The sequence below is a fragment of the Bacteroides mucinivorans genome, assembly GCF_034654355.2.
GTDB classification, from domain to species: domain Bacteria; phylum Bacteroidota; class Bacteroidia; order Bacteroidales; family Bacteroidaceae; genus Bacteroides; species Bacteroides nordii.
This window is the reverse complement of record NZ_CP178179.1, coordinates 5,806,640-5,827,709: the sequence shown is the minus strand read 5'-3', so window position 1 is coordinate 5,827,709 and position 21,070 is coordinate 5,806,640. Positions and strand designations below refer to the sequence as shown.

At 39.1% G+C, this 21,070-nt stretch carries 8 protein-coding genes; 7 read left to right on the top strand and 1 reads right to left on the bottom strand.

The window, feature by feature from the left end:
• Positions 1–65: 65 nt before the first annotated feature.
• Positions 66–4,253: a response regulator gene (locus tag VCM39_RS21740; protein WP_263667010.1), complete on the bottom strand. Its 4,188-nt coding sequence runs from the start codon at positions 4,251–4,253 to the stop codon at positions 66–68.
• Positions 4,254–4,513: 260 nt separating this feature from the next.
• On the opposite strand from VCM39_RS21740, the gene VCM39_RS21735 reads away from it, so the two are divergent.
• From VCM39_RS21735 to VCM39_RS21705, 7 genes are all read left to right on the top strand, one after another.
• A complete protein-coding gene (locus VCM39_RS21735; RefSeq protein ID WP_196039643.1) occupies positions 4,514–6,286 on the top strand; it encodes a beta-L-arabinofuranosidase domain-containing protein in 1,773 nt (590 codons plus the stop codon).
• Positions 6,287–6,297: 11 nt separating this feature from the next.
• Complete coding sequence (locus VCM39_RS21730) at positions 6,298–8,601, top strand: alpha-L-rhamnosidase C-terminal domain-containing protein (RefSeq protein WP_195351165.1); 2,304 nt, start codon at positions 6,298–6,300, stop codon at positions 8,599–8,601.
• Positions 8,602–9,388: 787 nt separating this feature from the next.
• On the top strand, positions 9,389–12,562 hold the full coding sequence (locus VCM39_RS21725) for a SusC/RagA family TonB-linked outer membrane protein (RefSeq protein WP_196039642.1): 3,174 nt from the start codon (positions 9,389–9,391) through the stop codon (positions 12,560–12,562).
• 34 nt (positions 12,563–12,596) lie between these two features.
• Positions 12,597–14,282: a RagB/SusD family nutrient uptake outer membrane protein gene (locus tag VCM39_RS21720; protein WP_195571841.1), complete on the top strand. Its 1,686-nt coding sequence runs from the start codon at positions 12,597–12,599 to the stop codon at positions 14,280–14,282.
• An 89-nt stretch (positions 14,283–14,371) separates the two neighbouring features.
• Positions 14,372–15,184, top strand: a complete 813-nt coding sequence (locus tag VCM39_RS21715) for a DUF6383 domain-containing protein (protein ID WP_195348993.1) — start codon at positions 14,372–14,374, stop codon at positions 15,182–15,184.
• Between the two features lie 75 nt (positions 15,185–15,259).
• Positions 15,260–17,806 (top strand): right-handed parallel beta-helix repeat-containing protein, encoded by a 2,547-nt coding sequence (locus VCM39_RS21710; RefSeq protein ID WP_195348994.1) that lies wholly within the window; start codon positions 15,260–15,262, stop codon positions 17,804–17,806.
• Positions 17,803–20,961, top strand: a complete 3,159-nt coding sequence (locus VCM39_RS21705) for a hypothetical protein (protein WP_289292640.1) — start codon at positions 17,803–17,805, stop codon at positions 20,959–20,961. Before VCM39_RS21710 ends, VCM39_RS21705 begins: the two co-directional genes overlap by 4 nt.
• The last annotated feature ends 109 nt before the right edge of the window (positions 20,962–21,070 follow it).

Here is a 21,070-nt window from a genome sequence, read left to right as displayed (position 1 = left end):
TCTTTATGTATAACTACTTTATAAGAAGGATGTAGACTTTTCACGATTTGATCATTTATGAATGATCAAGAGTTGGTATCTGTTGGATTTCCTTTCAATTCTTTTAGAAACTGGGTAGGGGTTTTACCAAATTCTTTTTTGAATGAACTCGTAAAATAAGACTGGCTTTGTATTCCGATTTTTGTGATAATTTCCTGAATGGAGATATCTTCTTCTACCATGATCTGTGTAGCTTTCCTCAGGCGTATAGAACGTACAAGTTCCATAATCGGTTTACCGGTAAGATCTTTAACCCGTTGATAAAGTTTTGTACGACTCAGGCTTAACTCTTTGCTGATGAAATCGACATCCAGGTCTATGTTGGCAATATTCGATTCTATTACTAAAATCAATTGGTCGTAAAAATCTTTATCTTTCATTTGCATCGTATCGTCAATAGCTGTTGAAAGATAATTGGAGGATAAATGTTCTTTTATTCGTTTCTGCTGAGTCAATAGGTTTTGGATAGTAGAAAGTAATAATTGAATGCTGACTGGTTTACTCAAATAGGCATCTGCTCCGGAATTAAGACCTTCTATTCTTGCATCCAAAGTGTCCTTTGCCGTAAGCATGATAAAAGGAATGGTGCTGGTTATACTATTCTCTTTCAGGCGGGAACATAATTTATTTCCATCCATTTGTGGCATCATCAGATCACTGATGATCAGGTCGGGTTTATCTTCTTCTATTTTGGCAAGGGCGTCTACACCGTTGATTGCTTCACGGATATTATAAGCCTCACTTAGAGACTGGGATAAGAAATGCCTTACGTCGTCATTGTCTTCAACTAACAGAATATGGAGGTTGGCTTTGTTGACGAGAGAAAGTTTGGACTCTGTTTCCGTATATGTATCAGCTCCGGAGAAATGCTGAGTCAGAATGGCAGGAGTTTGTGAAATAAGCGTTCTTTCCTCTTCTAAATAATCGTTGTATTCGCATGGAATAGCCACAATAAACTCAGAGCCTTTATCTCTTTCGCTGTAAACAGTGAGCCGGCCTTTGTGGAGTAAAATGAGACTTTTTACTAAGGCAAGTCCAACGCCGGAGCCGAGATGTGGGTCATGTTCTGAATCTTCTATCTGATAATAACGATTGAATACTTTGTCTATGGAATCTTTTGATATCCCGATCCCATCGTCTTTTATACATATGTAAAAATATTTATTACCATTAAATCCACTGTCGATTGTATAACTGTTAGCAAATGCAGATTTATATCTTTTGATCTCTGATAAGACTTTGACTTCGATATATCCGCCTTTCTTGGTATACTTGAATGCATTATTTAGTAGATTCAGGAAGATTTTTTCTATCAGTTGTGGGTCAAACCAAACTTTTTCATATTGTTTATCCATATAAATTTCAAAATGGATTTCATTTGTTTGCGCTAAGCTATGAAATTCATTTGTAATCATCTCCAAATAATCATTTATGTACTTTTCTTGTACGATGAGGTGAAAACTTCCGGTCTCTGCTTTTCTGAAGTCCATTAACTCATTGACCAACCTCATTAGACGTTGAGCATTTTTAGATAGAATATTAATATATTCTTTCCTACCTCTTTCTGCTTTATTTAGTGACATTTGCTCTACTGTGCCAAGAATAAGAGTCAACGGTGTACGAAATTCGTGAGATATGTTTGTAAAAAACTGTAGTTGTAGTTGGTGCATCTCTTCATTCTTCTTTTCTTCCATGTTTTTGAACTCAAGTTGTTTCTTTAATCCGACCCAACGCAGAAGATAATAGTAGATAATGATAAGACAGGCTAAGATAAGTATACCATATATTATTTTTGAAGGAAGAGATAACCACCAGGGAGGAGTAATAAGTATCTTTAAAGTCCTGATTTCATTATTCCACAATCCATCGTTGTTAGCTGCCTGCAATTCAAATATATAATCTCCGTAGGGGAGGTTGGCATAGCTGGCATATGGGTTATTACCTTCAATTACGTTCCACTCCTTATCATAACCTAATAGCCTGTAACGAAACTTGCAGTTTCCCGGATTGGCATAATGCAAAGGGGTGAAAAAAAGAGTGAAATTATTCTGGTTGTAATGTAGTTTAATCTGTTCAAGGTAAGTAATGCTTTGGGGTAATAACCGGTTCTCTTTTTGAACCTCTGCCAATTGGTTATTAATGGATATAGCTGAAATCTCAGGTTGGGCCAGGAAAGGGTTTTCTGCTATTTCTTTGGAATTAAAGTAGATGAGCCCGTTGATCCCTCCAAAATAAATGTTCCCGCTTTTTCCTTTATACGATGCTCCTACTTTATAACTGTTTGTGTAGGTATTGTCAATTGTGTATGGTTTGAATGTATTCGTTTCCGGGTGGTACCTGACGATACCATTACCTGCGAGCCATATATTTCCCTGGCCATCTTTTTGCAGGCACTCCACATCTTTCAGTTTAAGTCCTTCTTTATCAAAGAAACTTTGTGCTTCGTAATTGCCGTCATTCAGGAGAGTAACTTTGTTTAGTCCTCCACCGATACAGCCTATCCATAGGGTAGAATCATCTTCCCGCTCAATGGAACAGATGAAATTGGAACTGAGGGAGTGTTGCTTGTTGTTATTTGCCTGATAGATTAATGTCTTGTTCACTGTTCCATCCTCATTCAGAAAGATGCGTGTGAGTTTTTCGCCGGAGGAGAAAAGTATTTCCGGCCGGATGGAATCTGCATATACCGTAAGGATTCTTTCGGGCGTGAAGGCCGGATAATCCGGTTTGCTCTGTCTCAATATTTCTGTTTGGTATTTACCTTTAGAGTCTTTGTATATTCTGCAAAGTCCGTTGAACCATGTACCTACCCATATCTGGTTGAAGCAATCTACAGCAATGGAGGACACTTCGGTTTCAGGAAAGGATGTGACTATTTGCCCATTGAGGAATGACACAGAATTCTTGTTGTTAAGAGGTAGCATATCTATTCCTTTCGTGTGTCCTACCCATAAATAATCATCCTTATCTATCGCTAAAGCCCGGATAGATCCACTCCTAAGCCCATTTCCCGGATTAGGTTGGTAGATAGTAAATTGGTCTGTGAGGAGATTATAGCGATTTAAGCCCATTGAGTTTGTTCCTATCCATAAATCGTTTTTATCTTCAACTACTGCCCGGACTATTTTTTCAGAAAGAGTATTTGGAGTGAATGGAATGCGTTGTATGATATGGAACGGTTTCTTGTTGAGGTCTAATATGCTGATTCCTGCTCCATAAGAGGCTATAAACAGGTTATTACTTTTATCTATCAATAATCCGTTTATATAATCAGAGTTCAGACTATTGGGATAATCACCTGCATAGATTGTCTCGGTATGAAATTCATCTTTCTTTCTCAGGATGTGGAATAATCCTTTCAGTGTTGATACCCAATAATCTCCATGGGTTGACTCGGTTATGTGGGTAATAGTGGCAAAAGATGAATTTAATGGAATATTGGTTCCGTTTTTGAGTTCATAATTGTCACTATGGTTGATGGTGTCTGTGTTGCAGGTGAAATAGAACAATCCGGAATTTCCCCCCGCCAACAGGTTATTGTGATGATCTATAAAAGTATAGTCTATACGGTTGTTGAGTTGAGGAAGAAATATATGCATAAGCTGATTCTGGGAGTTAAGCCGCCAGATTCCCTTATCAGTACTTATCCATGTATTCTGTTGGGTATCCTTGAATAATGAATAGCAGTTAGCATCCAGTGAAAATGGTTCACGTGATAAAGTATTCTCATTGAGGATTTTATATAGAGCTATTTTTTGCCGGTTATCAATGATGAACAAGTGTGAATTGTCTACATAAAGAATCTTTTTTATTTCGTGTTCACTGTCTTTAGGCGTTTCATTTCTTATTTTTATAGGAATATAGCTTTCAAGATAAGGATTGAAAAGCTGGATACCCGAAAAAGTGGCAAGCCATAGTTTTCCTGTTTTGTCAATCGAAATATCGGATATCCTGTTTAGATAGGATTTGTTAATGTAGCTTAGTTCATTGTAGAATGATTTTAACCGGTATCCGTCATATCTATCTAATCCCGAATAGGTTCCTATCCAGATATATCCTTTGCTGTCTTGTACTACCGTATTGGCATCAGCATGTGATAAACCGTCATTTATAGTTAAGTTATGAAAGAAATAAGATGCATTTTCCTTTTTCTCTTCAGCATGGAGGCTGAAGATACAGCAAAGAGCCAGAATGATAAGAATGTTTTTATGCATACTCCTGAGTTTTAAAGTTTACCATGAAGCTGAATTTAGTGAAGTACAACCCCAGACTGGTTTAATTGTTACTGGTCTTAAGATTTATTGCAAAATTAATCGATTTATTTCAGCTCTTTTGGTATGAGTACATTTGTTTTGCTCTATTGTACATTTCGGATGAAAAAACGCTTTTGAACGAAAGGAGTAATAAAAAGAATAACAGGGTGGCCCATAATGATCAACCTTTCATACTTTTGAGACAAAAAAAGAGATTGGTTATGAGAAAGATTGCAAAAAGGATTCTTCCGTTTGGAGATGGATTAATTTATGTACTTTTTATTTTTGTTGTGTGCATGTCGTCATCATGTAGTAGTCCTGATAAAAATAAAGAAGGGCTGTTTTCTCAAATTACATTTAGAGATATTAGCATGCAGGGGGAGTTAAGGACACGGATTCTGAGGAATTTTGACAGGCTTGAGAGTTCCAAGTATCAACCCGATAATGTATTCCTCTCAGAAGAGGCCTCCGGAAGTTGGCCGGGAGACACAGAGGGGCGTACCATATTGGGTTTAGTACTTGATGCAAGAGCTTCCTGTAGAGAACCCCTTTATCTGGAGGAGATCATAAATAGAATTCCGGGTCATCTGAATGAGGCCGGGTATATGGGTATTATTTACAAAGATAAGATGAACGAACAGCAATTATCCGGAAATGGATGGATGCTACGTGGGCTGTGTGAGTATTATGCCTGGAAAAAGGATGAAAAGATCCTGCAAATTATAACTTCGATAGCGAATAATTTATTTGTAAAAGGTAAAGGCTTTTATGCGGTTTATCCTATTGATCCGGCGGTGCGTGATACAAATGTCGGAAGAGAAGCCGGGACAATTCAAAAAACAGAAGGTGACTGGATGCTCTCTTCGGATATCGGATGTGTTTTTATTGGAATGGATGGTTTGATTCATGCTTATGAGTATCTTCGGACTCCGGAATTGAAAGAAGTAATAGAAGAGATGATTCATCGGTTCCTGATGATAGATCCGATAAAAATTAAAGCACAGACCCATGCAACGCTTACTGCTTGTCGTGGATTGATGCGATATGCAGAAATAACAGGTGATACGTATTATATTGATGAGGCCGAAAAGAGATGGTTGTTATATAAATCGGATGGAATGACGGAGAACCATGAGAATTATAATTGGTTTGACCGTTTTGATACATGGACGGAACCATGTGCAATTATCGACTCCTACTTATTGGCTGTACAACTTTGGGAGCATACGATGAAACCGGAATATCGTGATGATGCAGAACTGATATACTACAACGGGATATGTCATACGCAACGTAACAATGGGGGATTTGGATGTGATAATTGCCCGGGGAATGCGATTCATGATGTTTGTTTGAAAGTGCATGTTGACGAAGCTCATTGGTGTTGCACCATGAGAGGAGGTGAAGGGTTGGGAAGAGCTACCGAGTATGCTTATTTTATAAAAAATGATACTATATTTGTTCCATTCTATCATGAAAGTGAACTTTCTATACAAAGTAAGGATGGGGCAACTTTTGTGATGCACCAGACTACAAACTATCCTTTTACTGAGAAAGTAACTTTTACAATAAAGAAAAATACGGTTGGCAATGTTGTTTTAAAACTGGCTTCACCTGCCTGGATGCAAAATAAAAAGCTGAAAGTGAATGGGCAAGAGGTAGAGCTGAATGAAGAGAACGGTTTTATTATACTCAATAATTGTACGGAAGTAGATAGCTATATAGAATTATCTTATCAGCAGAAATTGTATAAGAAAACGGTCAGTAATTCCCATAATACAAGTCTGGACCAGTTTCGTGTGTATTATGGTCCATTGATTCTGGGCTTGGAAAACAGCCAGGTTATAAAATTGGCTCAAGAGGATAAGATTGTTCCTTTGGGTAATACTACTTTCAAGGTGGAAAACAAAGATGTATATTTATCTCCTGTTTATCACTTGATGGACTCTAAAGTATGGAGTGGTACAAATTATAAAAAACAAATACTATTTTAAAAACCGTTATTATGAATAGAATCCTGATTATTACTGCACTACTGCTATTTTCGTTGACTGGGTATGCCAAGAACTGGGAAGGGAAATGGATCGTTAATTTTGATAGCCAGAGTACTACTAACAGCTGGTTTGCTTTTCGGAAACAGGTTGATATTGACAAAGTACCCAACCAGGCCATTGCCCGTATTGCAGCTGATAGTAAATACTGGATGTGGATCAATGGTAAGCAAGTTGTATTTGAAGGTTCTCTGAAAAGAGGTCCTAATCCGACGGATACTTATTACGACGAAGTAGATATCGCCCCTTTTTTAAAGCCGGGGCAGAATACGATTGCCATATTAACCTGGTACTTTGGTAAGGATGGTTTCTCGCATATTAGTAGCGGAAAGGCCGGTTTACTGTTTGATTGTGTCTCTTCCGGGTTAAGAATAGTAAGTGATAAGAGTTGGGTTTCTTCCCGGTTGTATGCATACGGAACTTGTGGAGAGCCATTACCTAATTTTCGATTATCGGAGTCCAGCATCTGTTATGATGCCCGTAAAGAAATTCCGGATTGGATGATGCCCGATTTTGATGATAAAGGTATGGGAGGTGTACGGGTATTCGGAGAAGCCGGGTGCTATCCGTGGAATAAACTGCATAAGCGTAGCATCCCTCTTTTTAAAGATTATGGATTGAAAGATTACAGTAAGCAATACTTTCACGGCGATACGCTTATTTGTGAGTTACCTTATAATTGCCAATTGACTCCTTACATAAAAGTGGATGCACCGGCGGGGAAGACTATAGGGATATATACTGATAATTATTTGTTTTATAATGGGGCAGGCACTGGTATACGTGCAGAGTATATCACCAAAGAAGGTACTCAGGAGTACGAAAATCTGGCTTGGGTGAATGGACACAAGGTGTATTATGTGTTACCGCAGGGAGTAAAAGTCTTGGCAGCTAAGTTTAGAGAGAGTGGTTATGATACAGAGTTTGAAGGTGAATTTTCCTGTTCGGATGATTTCCTCAATAAATTGTGGGATAAATCACGACGTTCTCTGTATATAACCATGAGAGATAATTTTATGGATTGTCCCGACCGTGAACGTGCTCAATGGGCGGGTGATGCGGTAAATGAATCAATGGAGGCCTACTATGCTCTTTCAGTATCAAGCCATGCATTAGTAAAGAAGTGGCTATATGAAACAGTCAATTGGCAGAGACCGGATGGAAGTATGTTTGCTCCTGTTCCTGCGGGAAACTGGTTTGATGAACTTCCCGGGCAAGTACTTGCCACTATCGGGCGTTACGGTGTTTGGAATTACTATCTTTATACGGGTGACCGGCAATTGTTGACAGATTTATATCCCGGAATAAAAAAATACCTGGACCTTTGGATACCGGATGGTAAGGGAACAATGCAGTTTCGTGAAGGAGACTGGACATGGGGAGATTGGGGAGATAACCGGGATATGAAACTATTGTTCAATCTCTGGTATTATATTGCTATCCAGGGAATGGAACAAGCGGCTATGGAACTGGGCTATACGGAAGATGTACAGAAGTATCAGCTCTTTCTGACCCAATTTAAACAGTCTTTTAATCATCAGTTCTGGAATGGAAAGTCTTATCGTCATCCTGAATATAACGAGCGCACAGACGATAGGGTACAGGCACTGGCCGTTGTCAGCGGTATAGCCGATACAGACAAATACAAAGCTATTCTTCGGGTTTTTCAGACAGAAGAACATGCAAGTCCCTACATGGAAAAGTATATTTTTGAGGCAATGATGCAAATGGGATATGAGGTTGAGGCTTTAGCTCGTCACAAAAAGCGTTTCTCTAAAATGGTTTATTGGCCGGGCTTTACCACTTTGTTTGAAGGATGGGGTATTGGCAATGAGGGGTATGGTGGCGGAACAGTAAACCACGGTTGGAGTGGTGGTGGTCTTGTAGTATGTAGCCAATATCTTTGTGGTGTGGCTCCCACAAAACCTGGCTTTGAAGAATTTCATATCCTTCCTCAGCCAGGGAATGTAACACAAGCACAGGCGGTTGTTCCTACTGAAAAAGGGAATATAAGTACCGCCTTTATTCAGGATAAAGCCGGATTTAAGATGGACGCGAATATTCCGAAAGGTTGTAAAGCTCTGTTAGGCGTTCCTGTTGGGAATTACAGGGAGATAAGAATCAACGGGCAATTAGTCTGGAAGAAAGGAAAATATATCTCCGGGTTATCCTTCTGTCCTATGGTGAAGCCGAAAGAATCCCGGCACGTCGTTTTCAGTTGTGATCCGGGTAATTATACTATACTGGCTATCCGGTGAACGATTGAAAACAATGAGTTTACAACTTTCGGATAGTGTATATTAAATGACCCTATGGCCTTGTGTTTTTACAGATGAGCGATCATTTGAAAGAATATGAGGCCATTTTTAATAAAAATCCAGCTTGTTTTTAAAGGGTATTACAGGTGATTCTTAGTTTGGTTAGATATTGTTTCTGTATGGGTATACCTTTGTTTTATCCGTCGAATGTGAAGTTGTTGAAAAACTAATTACAGGTATTTTTTTTAAGAGGGAATAGGGTAGAACTGCGAATATGAATGTATGTTTAATCTGCTGGTTTACAGTGTGTAATAACTCTCTCTCTTAAGGCTCACAAGAGTGTACGCTTATCCATGTGTTAATAGTACACTTTTGTCCTGTAAGAATGTACATTTTTGAAGTACTAAAATGTACACTCTTGTAAAGCAGGAATCACACCGTTAAAAAATGAGTTAACAATGTTAATACCTCGGTGGGTACAAAACAAAACATTTATCGGATAGAATGTTGTTTTTGATAGATTTTCTGCTGTCTCTCTGGGAGAAGAAACTTCGTTAGGAAGCCCCTTCTTTTATCCTGTATTTTATCCTGAATGTACATGAATCTCAAATAAATTTTTAAAGAGTAAAAAGTGTCCGATCCGTATATTAAAGCTAAATATTTGCATGATTCAGCAAATATTTATTTTAGCAAACACATACTTTTGGATTGTGAACAAAGCGATAAAACTCTTATCACGATAAGTCATTAATAAAATAAAATTAGAGAATCCTTAATTTAATTAGACATGAAGAACTGCATGGAAAGAAAGGGGCTTAGCCTTTTTAGAAACGTTTTTAATGTGTTTTTGTCTTTAGTCATATTGGGTATATCTGTACCCGATGTGTATGCGGGAGATGATCAGGTATCTTCCCATTCTGCCACACAACAAATAAAAACGATAAAAGGAGTAGTTAAAGACAAATCCGGAGAACCTCTTCCGGGTGTCAATGTATCAGTCAAAGGGGCTACTACTGGTGGAATAACTGATGTGAACGGAGAGTTCGTCCTTAATTTAAGTGATCCGGCTCGTGCAATTTTAGTTTTTTCATATGTCGGATTTAAAACTTTGGAAACAAAAGTCGGTTCCGGAACCACACTGAATATAGTGATGGATGAGGATGCGGAAACATTGGATGAAATAGTTGTCATTGGTTATGGCACGCAGAAAAAAACATCACTTACAGCTTCTGTTGGAGTGGTAAAGGGAACAGATATGGTTGCAAAACCTGTTTCTAACCTGAGTTCTGCTATGGCCGGACGTGTTGCAGGTCTTATTACAGCCCAAACCTCAGGTGAGATTGGTAATGATGAGACTTCCATCAATATTCGGGGCGTTGCTACTTATGGGAATGCTTCACCTTTGATTGTTGTAGATGGCGTACCCCGTAATACTTTAAATAAGCTGGATCCTAACTCTATTGAATCCGTGACCGTTTTGAAAGATGCTGCTGCGGTAGCTCCCTATGGTATGGCTGGTGCAAATGGAGTTATTCTGGTTACTACCAAAAGAGGAAAAGAAGGAAAAGTGAGTTTATCATACAATGGTTATGTAGGATTTCAGAACCCGACTACTCTATTGAAGATGATGGATTCATACCAGTATGTTACTGCGAGAAATGCTGCCTCCTATAATCAGAATCCCAGAGCAAAATTGCCTTATGCGGAAGATGTGGTCGAAATGTACCGTCAGGTTTGTAGTGGAGAAATTCCTGCATCGGACTTATATGCAAATACAAATGCTTATGATGAATTGCGGAATAAGAACAATCCTATTACAAGTCATAATGTATCACTGACTGCCGGTAGTGATGTAATTAAGGCGTATGTGGGACTTGGATATCAGTATCAAGCTGGTATGTGGTCAACGTCTCATTCGCGACGGATAAATTTGACTTCTAATGTAGATATAAAGGCAACCAAAACAACTACCGTAGGAGTGGCTATCAATGGTTGGAACGAATTGATTGAAAGGCCTTCAGCCACAGGAAAGGATATTTTTGGTACTGCCACTCAGTATTTGCCAATAAATAAGATATTTTATTCTAATGGTCTGAGGGCAAATAGCCGTAACTCTATTATTGATACTGAAAGCGGTAAGGTTAGTAATGACCAGACAAAAATAATGCTCCAGGCTTATCTTGAACAGGATTTATCGTTTATTACAAAAGGTTTGAGTGCAAAAGCTATAGGAAATTATGATCCTACTACGGTTAAGGATAAGGATTGGCATGAACCGAAACCTACTTATTACACCTACAATGCAAAGACTGATAAGTATGATGCAACTGTTTCAAGTGATAAGTATAGCTTGGGCCAAAGTACCAAAAACTGGAGAGAGCTGACAGGACAGTTAATGTTGAATTATAACAGAACATTTGGGAAACATGCTGTTGGTGCTCTGGCTGTATGGGAAGCGAGAAAAACCTTGTATGATTATTTATCGGCCTCTCGTAACAATTATAATCTGGCAATTGATGAGATTGATTTTGGAGGCGCTAATCCGGAAGATAAGGATAACGGAGGCGGTTCGAGCAGAGAGACTCAGATGGGATATGTATTCAGAGGTACCTATGCCTATGCCGGTAAGTATATGATTGAATTGTCCGGCAGATATGATGGGCATTATTATTTTGCACCAGGCAAGAAGTATGGTTTCTTTCCGGCAGTATCTGCCGGATGGAGGTTATCTGAAGAGAAGTTTATTAAAGATAATATTCCATTTATTGATAATTTGAAATTAAGATTTTCTTATGGAGAATCTGGTAATCTTGCTGGTGGAGCTTTCCAATATTCGAGTGCGATGGGGATATATAGTAATGCCTGGAAGGTAGATGGCAATACTTATCAAGGGGCGCAGGAACGTATAGAACCGAATCTGGATATCACTTGGGAGAAGGCCCGTAAAGCAGATATAGGTCTTGACTTAACGATGTGGAATGGCTTGCTCGATCTTGAATTTGACTATTTCCATGAAAAGCGTAATAATATGCTTGTAACCAGAGGGTCTCTTGTTCCTGTAGAATATGCCATACCATTGGCACAGGTAAATGCCGGTATTATGAAGAATCAGGGAATTGACTTGACATTGAAAAGTACAAAGCAGATAACGCGTGATTTCGGGTATAATGTTAGTTTCAATTTTACCTATGCAAAGAATAAACTCATTGAAACATACGAGAACCCTCTGACTAAGGATGACCCCAATCGTGCACGAACAGGGCGTCCCTTATGGACACGTTTCGGACTGAAATCAGACGGGCTTTTTCAGGAAGGTGATTTCGATGAAAAAGGGAAATTGAAGGAAGGTATCCCCAATCATACTTTTTCGAAAGTAGCTCCCGGAGATATCCGCTATGTCGATGTGAATGGTGATGGTAAAATTACTGCTGATGATGAAACGGCAATAGGTTATTCTATGTTACCGGAAATTGTATACGGGCTGAATTTAGGAGTAGACTGGAAAGGGATTGATGCCAGTATTTTATTCCAGGGAACAGGACACAGTGATATTATATTGGGTGCGGATATTGTGAAGCCTTTTGCTACAGGAGGCAATGGGGCAGTCATTGCAATGGATTGGTGGACTCCGGAAAATACAGATGCTGAGTTTCCAAGGATATTTGGAGCCGGAGGAAACCTGAATAATCAACAAACCAGCGATTTCTTTTTGAGAAGTGCTTCTTATCTCCGCTTAAAGAATGTTGAGGTGGGATACACCTTACCTAAAAGTGTTGTGAATTTCTTAAAAATACAAAGCATTCGTATTTATTTCTCAGGACAGAATTTACTGACGTTCTCCGGTTTGAAAGATTTAATGGACCCGGAGATGAGTCAGGCAGGAGATGGAGATAGTAATGTAAGAGGTTGGTATGTACCGCAACAAAAGGTCTTCGCTTTTGGCTTAAATGTTAATTTTTAAATCTATAAATATAAAAACGATTATGGATAAATATATGAAACATGTCAGATATGCCGGTATTTTGCTAATGGCATTCATGGGTTTCTCGTCTTGTGGTGATGATTTCCTGGAAGTAATACCTAAAGATCAGGTTGCAGCTTCAACAATATTCAGCAATGAGACTTCTGCGGATCTGGCACTCTATGATGTATACAAAGAGTTACCGGATATGGAAGGATGGGGTAATGAAGAATCTTATTATTCTTATGATTCATTTGAACATTGGAGCGATAATGCAGTATGCAAATTTGACTGGGCTGTTACATATCGTGATTTGCAGACACGCTCAATGACTGCTGACCAATACAATCCCGGTTGGTATAACCATGGTTACCCGGCACTGCCTTTTGTTTATGATAAGGTATTCAAATTTGTACGAAAGGCAAATTTCTTTATAGAGAATGTAGCGCTTTATAAATCCAACTTCTCAGAAGAATGGATAAAGACAAGAGTAGCGGAGGCCCGTTTTTTAAGAGCGTTTTACTATCATGAAATGTGGATGGCTTATGGTGGATTGCCTATAATTACCCGTACCTTAAACCTATCGGAGCAAGGTGATAACATATTTTATCCCCGCTCTACATTTGAGCAGACCGGGAAATTCATAATTCAGGAACTGAAAGAAATAGCGAATGATCTTCCTGACGAAATAAGTAAAGGACGTGCTACACGTGCGGCTGCATTGACCCTGAAAGCCTGGTGCGAATTATTTATGAATAACTATTCGGACGCAGCAGCTACCTGTCAGCAGATAATTGGTGGAGTACATAGTTTGTTTACAGCTACAGGTGCCACCAGTTATAATGACCAATTCATGGAAGAAAATAATAATAATTGTGAGTCTATTTTTGCCTATCAACATGATAAAAAGACGAAGACAGGTTTGCGTACAAAGTATTTTGGCCCGGCGGGAGAATTTGGAGCGTGGGGTGCAATGTGTCCGTCACAAAGTCTGGTTGATGATTATTTGATGAAGGATGGTCTTCCGAAAGAAGATAGCCCTTTATGGAACCCGAAGAAGCCATATGATAATCGTGAACCTCGTTTCTATCAATCTGTCATATATAACGGGGCAGAATTTGCAGGAAAAGTATATGATCAGGTAAATCAGAAAGATCTTTATGATCCTTCCCGTGAATATCGTTCCGGTTATTTTCGATGTAAAGGCATTAATCCTGACCTGACAACAGCCGATTTTGAGGTAAATGCTGATGGGGCTAATTTTGCTTATTTTCGCTATGCAGAAGTTTTATTAATGTACGCCGAAGCAAAGATTGAGCAAAATCAGATAGACGATCAGGTTTTGAAAGCTATTAATGATGTGAGGGTGAGAGCCGGAATACCAACTTTGCAGGATACTTATGACAAAACCTCGTTTGAACAGAATGAACTGAGAGACATTCTTCGTCGTGAACGCCGGATTGAGTTTGCTTTTGAGTGTAAGCGTTATTGGGATCTTATCCGTTGGAGAACTGCTGAAATCGTTTTAAACGAGCCATATTATGGCATGACCGTCAATGCGGCAGGAGAGTATGAACCTGTATTTCTCAAAGCTTCTGCCTTCCACAAAGATCGTAGTTATCTCTTTCCAATTTATACACCGTGGATACAGATAAATCATAGAATGCTCGAACAGAATGATGGTGTAGAATTCTTTGATGGCCAAAATCCGGGATACTGATCGAATAAATAAAAAACGGTAGTCTGCTTATTCTGGCAGACTACTATAGCCAATTGATAAATTGTTTAATTAAAAAAATTACTATGATTATGAAAAAGATTATTACTTCTGTTATTGCTTTATTGGCCTTGACTGGTGCGATGTTTGCTCAGACTGGCGAACGTCTGATTCTGGAGAAAGGCAAAACTTATACATTTTGTGTAAGGGGCGAGGAAAATTTAGTTTTAGCTCATTATGGAGAAGAACCGGCTTTTATAGTGGAACCTTACGAGGAAGGTAATCCAAATCAGTTGATGGCAGTTGCATATTACGTGGACGATACAGAAGGATACACTAATTTATACAATGTTGGCACCGGTTATACCTGGAGTGATAAAGGTACTGCTGTACCCGCGGCCAAGGGACAGGATGGTGAATGGATAAGAGAGACCTGGCAAGCCTGGGATCTGGAATTGGATGAAGATGGATATATTCGTATTGTACATTTCTTGGAACGTTGGGGGTGGGCTGCAACCTACGAACCTCAGTATTTAGGTGTTATCATGATGTTGTCAGGAGATGAATTAGCGCCATTACTATATAGCAGGGTGTCTTCTCCGGGAGTGAGGGATCATTCTGAATATGAATCATATGCCGATCAGTTTTTTGATTTTAAAGTTAAAGAAATAGGTGTGTTGACTGGCATAAAAGACGCTAATGTTGATAAAATAGCAGTTACAGGAGGTGTTGGTACTATTGATTTGAATAACCTGAATGAGGGTTCTTCCATTATTGTTTGTTCGATAGACGGGAAGCAGGTGAAATCATTAAAAGCGACAGCAGGTGATTGTCATTTTAATATGGCTGAAGGTCTTTATATTGTAAATGTTGATGGCAAGTCTTTTAAGGTAATTGTCAGATAGTTTTTTCAATGATAGGTTGAGATGAGGCTCTGATTTCTCAACCTATCTTTTACGTTTACTAAAAATCCAAGAATTATGAAAATCAAGAAATTACATTGTTGTTGTATCTGCTTCTTTTTTATGTTTGCTGTGTTGAAGGTTTCGGCACAGGCGGTTATCTGGTCGCCTGATTCTCCGGTAAATGTAAAGATATTTATGGAGTCGGAGAAAGAAGCGCAGCTGGCAAATGGGAATGAATTATTAAAAACCTTAAGGTCATATGTGAGTAAACCCAATGAAGAGAAGGTATTGGTAGTGGATGCTGATTGCCGGTTCAGCGGTTCCGGATCTTTTAGTCTGACTCGTCTGTGCAAGACAAAAATTGTTGGAGCAGAAGGAAAGAATGTGACTTTTTGGTTTGATGCACCTCATATTTATGGCGTTCAGTTGAATAACTGTGAGAATATTACATTTGAAAACATAACTTTTGATTGTGATCCGGTTCCTTTTACGCAAGGAAAGGTAATAGCTAAGAATAGTAATAGTTCTTTGCTTCTGGAGCCAATGAAAGGATATGAAACGTTGATCAGCAATCCTAACGGTACTTTTATAATCTTTGATCCTAATGGGGACTTTAAGTTACATGGACACCGTACATGCACTATCAGTCAAAATGGTGATAAGACACTCTCTTTGACAAACGGAAATTTTGATATCGTAGAAGTAGGAGATTATATATCGATGCCATCGCGTACAGGTAGCATGCTTTCACTCTCGGGATGTAAGAAGATCATTTTCAATGATGTCAGGGTATATGCTTCGGGCGGTATGTGTTGTGTAGCCAGTGGTGGAGAAGGTGGGCATGAGTTTCATCACTTTATTGCCACAAGGCGTCCCGGTACCAATCGTTTGTATGCTTTTGGTGCAGATGGATTTCATATGAATGAATTGGCAAACGGACCTGTTATTGAAGATTCAGAGATGTCGTATACGGCAGATGATTTAATAAATATACACGGTCGTTTTGGTTGGGTATGTTCGCGAAATAATAATAGTAAGACTCATTTGAGGATATTGTGTTCTGCGGGAGCTATCAAAGTGGGACAGGAAATTGATTTCTGGGACAATGTGACTCAACAATATAGGGGAAAAGCGACGGTTGAGAGTCTGACGCGTGTGTCGAATGCAACAGAGATAGCTGAGGCAAAGAAAGATGTGATACAATATCTGGATGGAAGTATTTATGACATTGTTTTGAGTAATGAGGTAGAGGCAGACAAGGCATCGTTAATAGAACATCATGCCAATGTCTGTTCCGGATTCGTAGTTCGTAATTGTAAGCTACATGATACCTTCAATAGAGGATTTCTTATCAATGGAGCCAGTGATGGTATTATCGAGAATAACATTGTTCAGAATGTAGGTTCAGGACAAAGTTTTCATATGGAAACCTGGATATATGGTGAAGGACAATATATTAATAATCTGATTGTCAGGAATAATACATTCAAAAAGGCCGGGGCTCTTTGGTTCAGCACAGTACCTCCGGGGGGAAACTCTTTTTATGGAGCTTTTCGTTCTACTCCTATGCGTAATATCCAGTTAATAGGCAATCATATTGAATTGAGTGAAGGAGAAATAGCCGGTATTACCACTACCTACATTGATGGATTGAAAATTATCGATAATACAGTTGTCAGAAGTCTTTCTGATCAGGATTGGAAGAATGAAGATAATGTTCAGTTTGTGGAAGGGTATGGCAAGAGCATTGAAAGTGCTATCTTTACTACAGCCTGCAAGAATGTTGAAATAAGCGGAAATCAGATAGATGAATTAGTAGACAACTCTGCTCAGAAAATAGCCTATGGAACGCAGGTAGAAAACATTACGATAGATGGTATTAAACAACCGAATTCTGTTGCAGATGTACTTTCCGGGTGGTTTTTCAATGGAGAGCAAGAGGATCAGGGATGGTCATATGGATATGCAGATGGAAATATTGTTCGTGCCGGACAATATAAGACATCAGATTTCATTCCGCTGCCTTACTATACCGGAACATCGTGGCGTCCGGCTAAAGATTTGTATAGTCCTGTTGTGTCAAAACAGACAGCAACTCCGGGTAGTGAACGCTCAGCTGTAATTCGTTGGAAAAGTACAGTAAACGGACGCTTGAAAATGGTTGGAAAGATTGTACCTAAATTAGCTTCCTCGGGTGATAAGGTTAATTGTTTGATCTATGTGGATGGGGTAGAGAAGTCAAAGTTTGATACAGCTGATGGGGTTATAGCAATTGATCTTGATTTGGGTATGGTAAAGGAAGGTAGCTTGATCGATTTTGTTATTGACTCTAAGGGGAATGCGTCTAATGATCAGACTACTTTTAATTATAAATTCTTATCCGATAATGCACCTGTTGGAGTAGAGGATGAGTCAATGATTCTTATTCCTGATTTTCGTATATATGAAGGTGTTTTATATATAGATAAAATGATTGGTGATTCGATAAGGTTATCTGTTTATCAGGTGGATGGTTCTGTTATCATTGACAAAGATATTTATACTACTCCTTACCAATTGCCTCTTGAAGCAGGGATGTATTTAGTGAGAGTTAATAATCACATTAAGAAAGTAATAATATGACTATGAGGAATACCCATTATTTTTTTGAAATACTGTTTACCCTGTTCCTGACCGGCACATTTAGTTCCTATGCCCAGTCTTCATGTTATAAAACCGAATATGGGGTTGAAAACGAATGGATTACCGGTCACAATATTGACCGTTATAACAACCGCCCGCTTTATATAAACAATACGAATGCTTTTGTCTTAACAGGTGATAAACCATTAATGCGGTTGGCTAAGGATAGCAAATTGTATGGAACTTTGGTTATGACGGTAGAACGGGAGGGTATTAAGAAAGCAATCTGTGATTTTGATACTATCAACTCTTTTTATGCTATGGGACAGATGAAGTGGGAACTGGCAGATGAGAGCATAAAAGGAGGAAAGATTACTATCACTGTACTACCGATATCTTCCGGTATAGGTATGGCGTTGGCTATTAAGACTTCCGGATTGCTTCCCTCTGACAAATTGAACTGGGATTTTAGAGGTGAGAAGATATATGAAGGACAACACCTGTCGTGGATATTTGATGTAATGGGGCAACCTGAATTGCTAAGCTGGGGCGTTGAGGAAGATGAGGAAATAATAGTAAGCGGAGATTTGGTTCTTGGTAATGTGGAGCAATATCTGGTTTTAAAAGCAGATGAGAACGGTACTATCATTCAAATGAACAATGCTGAAAAGGAATTTCTAAGTGGCAGTAAAAAGTTGCAAACGATTTGTGGACGACTTAAGATTAAGACTCCGGACCCTTATTTAAACGCACTTGCACAGTCTTCTGTCAGATCAGTGGATGGTACATGGTATCCCCCTGTATTTGTACATGGATGTATGCAGTGGAACAGGCCCTTTCCCGGGTGGCGTTCTATATTTGGTGGTACAATGTATGGATGGCACGAAAGAGTGAAGGAAGAAGCTAAATATTATATTGATTCTCAGGTGACTAAATCTGATAAGATACTTCCTAAGGCTGATCCTTCTTTACTCTTAACCGGACAACATCCTGATTCAAGATTTTATGGAGTAGGGAGAATAGAGCAAGACCAGAGCTTCTATAATATGCAGTCGCAATTTTTTGATCAACTAATAGAAGAGTACCGATGGACGAATGATTCTGCCTTAATTTCTTTTTTGCGTCCGGCTCTTGAATTGCATCTCCAATGGCAGGAAGAATGTTTTGATCCGGATGGAGATGGAGTGTATGAAAGTTATTTGAATTCGTGGCCTACGGATTCCCAGTGGTACAATGGGGGAGGGTCTGCCGAAGAGACTTCTTATGCTTACCGGGGACATTTGGCGGCACGTGATATGGCCTTACAAGCCAAAGATAATTCTTCGGCCCAATATCATGACAAGATGTTGAAAAGAATAAAAGATGGATTTCAAAAAAAGTTATGGATCAGGGGAAAAGGGCATTCCGGAGCTTATAGAGAGCAAGGAGGGCATGAAAGATTACATGAAAATCCGTGGCTATATTCTATTTTTCTTCCTGTTGATGCCGGATTAACATCTCCTCTTCAAAACCTGGAATCAGTTTACTATTCGGAATGGGCATTACAGAATGATAAAATGCCGGGTGGTGGGCGACAGGTCTGGAATTCGAACTGGCTTCCGGGTATATGGTCTGTACGTGAAAGATGGCCGGGAGATAACTACCATCTTGCTTTGAGTTATTTTCAGGCAGGATTACCCGGCGATGGGTGGGATATAATGAAAGGAACTTTCATGCATAGCGCTTTTGACCATACAGTTCCCGGTAATCTTGGAGCGATTCAAGGGGGAATTGATTTTGGAGATTGTGTTCATACATTTACGCGTACTTTGGTAAGTGGACTTTTCGGATACCGTCCGGACTATCCTAACAATCGTGTTGTTTTTGCTCCTCAGTTTCCTCCTGAATGGGATATGGCATCTATTAGCCTGCCGGACTTTGGGGTATCGTTTACTGCTAAAGGAAATCAACTGAACTATAGCCTGGAACTAAAGTCCAAAGCTGATATGGAACTGTTATTACCGGTTAATAGCAGTAATATCAGTGGAGTTAGCATTAATGGTGCAAATACAAAATGGGAAGTGTTCCCCGGAATAGGATGCAGTATTGTAAAGTTACAGTGTCGTCATTCAGATAAAGTCGATGTTGTTATTACTTTGGAAGATAGAGCTGTTTACGTACCAGTAGAAACACGGGAATTAAATGCCGGTCAAAAGAACATATTTAAGTTAGAAGATGTACAGATTAAGGATATCTTTGATCCCCAGGGTGTATTTGAAACTATCCGGATAAATAAGGGGACTTTTGTTACAAAAATAGCCTTCAATGAGGGGTATCATACAGTTGTTGCTTCTATCAAGAAAGGAAAATTGCCGCAATGGAGAGTATTTCGTATAAAGGTGAATGATCCTGATAAAGATCGGGAACGGGCCAATCTGTCTGTTGATGAGATTCCTGATACGGCAAGTTGGAAAACTTATGATATTTCGGCTTATTATAATGCAGACGTTCGAACAGTTTATCAACAGGAGTATCTTTCTCCAAGACCTAATACTGTGTCGGCCCGTCTGGGTACTGATGGATATTCTCCATGGACGTTTCCGTACTGGCAATGTTCGCCTCCTGCTATCAGTTTTGATAAAGTTGTTCATTTGAAGACTGAAAAGAATGAATTATTGACAACTCAGGGAGTACCTTTTTGTTGGAACACAAACAGTAGCAATATATTATTTACTTCTTTGTGGGATAACTATCCTGCACAAAAGAGTATATCAGTTGGGAATGCCGGAGAGGCCTTGTACTTTTTAGTTTGTGGGACTACTAATGTGATGCAATGTCAGATTGCTAATGCTGTAATTTATATTAATTATGCGGATGGGGGAAGAGATTCACTCGAATTGATTCCTCCGGTTAACTATTGGAATCTAAGTGTTATTAACCCTAATACTTCAATTCCCGGTCAGGGAGTTCGCTCTTACTATACAGCAGAAATGGATCGTTTTTGTTTGCCGGAGAAGATGCCACAAATAGTAGAACTTGGTGAGAATTGTACAGCTATGTTGTTAAATAGAAGATTGCGCAAGGGTGTTGAAGTAGAAAGTATATCGCTGGAAACTTTATCGCAGGAAGTAGTGGTAGGATTAATGGCTGTGACAATGATGAATCCGGATAAGTGAGAAACGGTTTGCCTGAATGTGGATGATTACTTTTCAAAGAGAATTCTTTTCTGCATTTGGCTATCCAATTGTGTAAATAACAAACTCCGGGATTCAGGTTTTATACTTG